Here is a 4,628-nt window from a genome sequence, read left to right as displayed (position 1 = left end):
TCGCTCCTACAGGGATAGGCGTTGGCCATGAAAAAGCCCCCGGTGCCGGTGGGCAGCGGGGGCTTTTGGCAGGCACTCAGATCACTCTTCGGCGACCTTGTCCTTGCCTTGGCGTTTCTCGATGACGTTGACCAGGCGCTGGGCCAGGGCCGGGTAGTTCTCGTCGAAGTGATGGCCGCCCGGCAGCTTCATGGCTTCGCCGACGGCGGTCTTGTCGGTGCAACCGCTTTCGTCGACTTCTTCTTCGCCGTAGATGCACACCACCTTGGCCGCTGGCAGCTTGGCCATTTCCGGGCCGGTGGCGGCTTCCTTGCCGGCGTTGCCCAGCCAGCCTTCGACTTCGATCTCGAAGCTGCCGGTGCGGGCGAAGGCCAGCAGGATAATGGCGTCGACCCGCTGTTGCTCGGCTTCCGGCAGGCGGTTGTAGATGGCCGGCAATACGTCGGCGCCGAACGAGTAGCCAGTCAGCACGAAGCGCTTGGTGCCCCATTTCTGCCGGTAGTGTTGCATCAGTTCGGTCAGGTCGGTGGCGCTCTGTTCCGGGGTCTTGTGCTGCCAGTAGTAGCGCAGGGTGTCGATGCCGACCACCGGGTAGCCGATCTTGGCCATCTCGCCGGCCACGTCGCGGTCCAGGTCGCGCCAGCCGCCGTCGCCGGAGAGGAACAGGGTCACGGTGTCCTTGGCCTGGCCGGCCGGTACTTCGACCACCGGGATGTTCAGGCCGCCGTTGTCCGAACCCACCAGCAGCTTGCGCAGCTCGTTGTTCAGTACCTGGGGCAGGTGAATGTCGTAGTCGCTGATGCTGGTGCTGGCATTGGGAGTGTCACGCACGAAGCCGGCGCTTTCGTCATCCGGGTTGTCGTTCCAGGCCACCAGCCAGTGGCCGTGGGCCAGGGTCTTGGGCAATGGATCGGTGCAACCTGGAGCCGGGTTGATGGTAAAGCCCACCGACACGGCCTGGGCCTTGTCGTCGTTCTGGGTGGCGATCCAGCGCCAGGCCAGGGCCGCGCCAGGGCCGATGCCGCTGACCAGGGTCGCCGGGCCCTTGAGTTGGCCAAGGGCACTCTGCAGGGCTTGTTCCTGCAGCTTGCAGTCGTCCTTGGGCAGGATCACCTGGACGATCTGCGCCGCGCCGCCGCGGCTCAGGGCCAGGAGTTGGGTGTCGGTCAGGGCTTCGTCGGCGAGGACGGCCACGGCGACCCGGGCTTTGGCCTGGGTGGCCGGGGTGACGCGGGTCAGGGTCGAGCCATCGGTCTGGGCCAGGTGTTCCAGGGTCGGTTGGGGTGCCGGACGATTCCAGTACCAGTAGCCGCCTCCCGCTATCAGGGCAAACACCACCAGGGTGGCTAATACATACCGCCAGGAGCGTTGAATCATCAGCGTTTCACCAATCCAGTCAGGCCGCCCGCAATCAGGGCGGCGGTATCGGCCAGTGCCACCAGCGGATCCAGTCCGGCGGGCACGGCCATGTAACGAGGTTCCCAGTCAGGCTGGAATTTGTCTTTGAAACGGCGCAACCCTTGGAAGTTGTACAGCTGCTCACCCCGACGGAAAACCATCGATCCAAGGCGCTGGGTCAGTGGCGCGCCACGCCGGGGTTGCAGACCCGACAGCGGCACCATGCCCAGACTGAAGCGGGCATACCCATGGTTTTTATAATGCTGGATCAGGCCGACCATCATGAATTCCATGGTCAGCTTGGGAGCCTCCGGGTGGGCACGCATCAGGTCGAGACTGGCCAGGTCATGGCTGTAGGTCTCGAGCAGGTTGGCGAAGGCCACCGGACGTCCTTCAAAACGGATGATCGCAATACGGAAGTGCTTGAGGTAGTCCTCGCTGAAACGCCCGAGGGAGAAGCCTTTCTCGCGGACATTCTTGCCGGTCAGCCAGGCGTCGGAAATGACTTTCAGCTCGTCCATCGGCGCATGCCCGGCTTCATGGATTTCCAGGGCCAGGCCGTCCCGGGTGCCACGGTTCCAGGTGTAGCGCAGGTCCTTCATCTCCTTGCCCTTGGCTTCGAGGTCAAAGCGGTTCAGGTCGACCCGGGCTTCCTCGCCGAGCTTGATCGCGGTCAGGCCGATGTCCATGTAGTACGGCAGGTTTTCCGCGCGCACCTGATAGAACACTGGTCGCGCATGGTGGACGTCGCACAGGTCGCGGAACTGCCAGATCATCTCGGCCCGTTGCTGGGTCGGCCCGATCGGGTCGTACAGCGCCACCAGGCTGCGGCCGCGCCGGGCATACATGAGGAAGGCGTCGTCGTTGGGGTGGAACAGCAGGGCCTTGTCGCCGGTCAGGGACAGGCCGCCGTCGGGCTGGGAAGAGGCCATGAGGATCTTCGCCGCGCGGTCCAGCTCCTCGCCATTGGGCAGGTGAATCACCGGGCGCGCGGTGCGCAGCAACCAGGTCAGGGACACCACCACCAGCAGTACCGCGGCCCCCAGCAGCGAGCGCAGGCCCCGCGGGGCGTCGGCGTCGAGGGTGAACTGCCACCACAGCTGATGGCTGTAGGGCACGTCCTGGTAGGCGAACAGCAGCAGCCAGATCGAGGCGCCCAGCACACAGACGCTGGCCACCAGGTACAACGGCGAGAACGGCAGTTCGGTGAGGCGGCTCGGCCGATAGAAGGAGCGCCGGAAGACCGCCAGCAGGCTGGCGGTCAGGGTCATCAGGCTGGCTTCTTCCCAGTCGAAACCCTTGAGCAGCGAGAGCACGGCACCGGCCAGCAGCAGGATGGTGGTGAGTATCCAGGCCGCGGACAGGCGCCGGCGCAGGCCCTGGGCCAGCAGCAGGCACAGCACACCGATCAGGCTGGCGCCGAAGTGCGAGGCATCCACCAGGCGGTGGGGGATCAGAAAACCGATGTGTTGCAGGCGGGTGTCGATCTCCGGGGTCACGCCGGAAAACAGCAGCACCACGCCGGACAGGAACACCAGCACCGCGAGGATAGGTGCGGCCAGGCCCGAGGCTACCCGCAGCGATTGACGGGTCTGGAACAGGCGCTGGGCTTCGTTGATCAGCAGCAGGACGCAGGCCACCAGCATCGGCAGGATCACGTAGATCAGCCGGTACAGCAGCAGGGCGGCGGCCAGTGGCGCCGCGCCGAGCTTGTCGGCGAAGGCGGCCAGCAGAATCGCTTCGAACACCCCGACGCCGCCGGGTACGTGGCTGAGCACGCCGGCCGCCAGCGCCAGCAGGTAGACCAGCAGGAAAGCGCCGAAAGGCGGGGCTTCGGGCAGCAGCAGATACAGCACTGTAGCTGCCGCGGCGACGTCGAGGGCGGTGATCAGCAGTTGCAGGAGCGTCAGGTGGCGTCCCGGCAGGCGCAAGGTGCGGCGCCCGGCCTTGACCAGCAGGTTGTCCGGCAATGGCTGTTCGGGCAGGCGGCGCCGGTAGATACCTATGACCAGGATCGCGCAGAGCAGCAGTACGGCGCCGGCAATGCTGGCCAGCAGGCCTTCGGACAGGCGCAGGGCGGCGGACGCGGCGGGCAGGTTGCTCAGGGTCGCCAGGGCGGCGAGCGGTGGCAGGGCGCAGCCCAGGGACAGGCTGGCGAACAGCGTCATATGGGCGACGTCGCCGGCGCCCACGCCATGCCGGGCATAGAGGCGGTAGCGCACCGAGCCGCCGGAGAGCAGCGACAGGCCGATGGCGTTGCCGATGGCAAAGGCAGTGAATCCTCCCAGGGCCAGGGTGCGTGGCGGCAGGTTCACCCCGGCGTAGCGGCTGGCGGACCATTCGTAGCCGAGCAGGATGACGAAGCCGACCAGGGTCGCGGCCAGGGCGCCGAGCAGGGCCGGTTTGGGCACGTCGAGGATCGAGTCGTGCAGGGCATACAGATCCAGCTCGCTGAGCAGGTGACGACAGGCAATCAGGGCAATGCCGAACAGCAGCAGGGTCACCACCATGCCGATGGGCTGGCGGTATTTGCTCAGCAGTTCCAGCCAGCGCAAGCGGGTGGCCGCAACCGGTTGGTTCGCTGTAACGGTATCGGTGTCTTGTGAGTCAGACGAGTTGGCGCGCATCAATCACCTCGTGGATTGTGCGCGACAGGATGGGGGTATCCAGCCAAGTTACCAATCCCTGCAGAAAAAATAGTTTCAAATATTAACGCGTCTCACCATGGCCCTGCGAGCCCGGACGGACCGTGTTTCATGTGGCTGCCTGGGAATGAGCATAGCGGGGTCGCAAGGGAGGGGAGAGGCGTCTGACGGTTCATGGCAGATTGCCAGGTCATTGTTGCGAAAAGATTTTTTCGACAGATACAAAAAAGGCCACTCTTTCGAGTAGCCTTTTTTGATGTTTGGTTGCGGGAGCCGGATTTGAACCGACGACCTTCGGGTTATGAGCCCGACGAGCTACCAGGCTGCTCCATCCCGCGTCTGTGTGGCGGCATTCTACAGACGAACGCCGGACTGTCAACCGTTAATGGCCCATTGAGTCAAATAAGTGTTGAGTGACTCGTAAAGCGGGTTAAGTCCCGGTGCTGCAAAGGGTTTTGTTTTTTGCGCGACGCCCGCGCAAGGTGTGGCGACAAAACGCACGCGCACAAAAAAGGCCACTCTTTCGAGTAGCCTTTTTTGATGTTTGGTTGCGGGAGCCGGATTTGAACCGACGACCTTCGGGTT

3 protein-coding genes and 1 tRNA gene are annotated in these 4,628 nt (G+C 64.4%); all 4 read right to left on the bottom strand.

All coding sequences use genetic code 11. The features are described from left to right. Positions 1 to 81: 81 nt before the first annotated feature. Entirely contained in the window at positions 82 to 1,377 is a 1,296-nt protein-coding gene (locus ACTJKT_RS02330; protein ID WP_440786069.1) for a virulence factor family protein, read from the bottom strand. Continuing rightward, positions 1,377 to 4,025, bottom strand: coding sequence for a bifunctional lysylphosphatidylglycerol flippase/synthetase MprF (gene mprF, locus ACTJKT_RS02325; RefSeq protein ID WP_440786068.1), 2,649 nt, complete (start codon positions 4,023 to 4,025; stop codon positions 1,377 to 1,379). Before mprF ends, ACTJKT_RS02330 begins: the two co-directional genes overlap by 1 nt. A gap of 279 nt (positions 4,026 to 4,304) precedes the next feature. Then, positions 4,305 to 4,381, bottom strand: a tRNA-Met gene (locus ACTJKT_RS02320). A 37-nt stretch (positions 4,382 to 4,418) separates the two neighbouring features. Next, on the bottom strand, positions 4,419 to 4,628 hold a 210-nt coding region (locus ACTJKT_RS02315; RefSeq protein WP_440786067.1), incomplete at its 5' end, for a hypothetical protein.

Source organism: Pseudomonas sp. 22526 (assembly GCF_052044735.1).
Taxonomy (GTDB): domain Bacteria; phylum Pseudomonadota; class Gammaproteobacteria; order Pseudomonadales; family Pseudomonadaceae; genus Aquipseudomonas; species Aquipseudomonas piscium.
Note: the sequence above shows the minus strand (reverse complement) of the source record. Positions and strands in the feature narration are given on the sequence as shown.

What these genes read in the sequence shown, in the direction of transcription:
- ACTJKT_RS02330 (WP_440786069.1), bottom strand. Translation starts at nt 1,377, where the DNA reads ATGATTCAACGCTCCTGGCGGTATGTATTAGCCACCCTGGTGGTGTTT.
- mprF (WP_440786068.1), bottom strand. Translation starts at nt 4,025, where the DNA reads ATGCGCGCCAACTCGTCTGACTCACAAGACACCGATACCGTTACAGCG.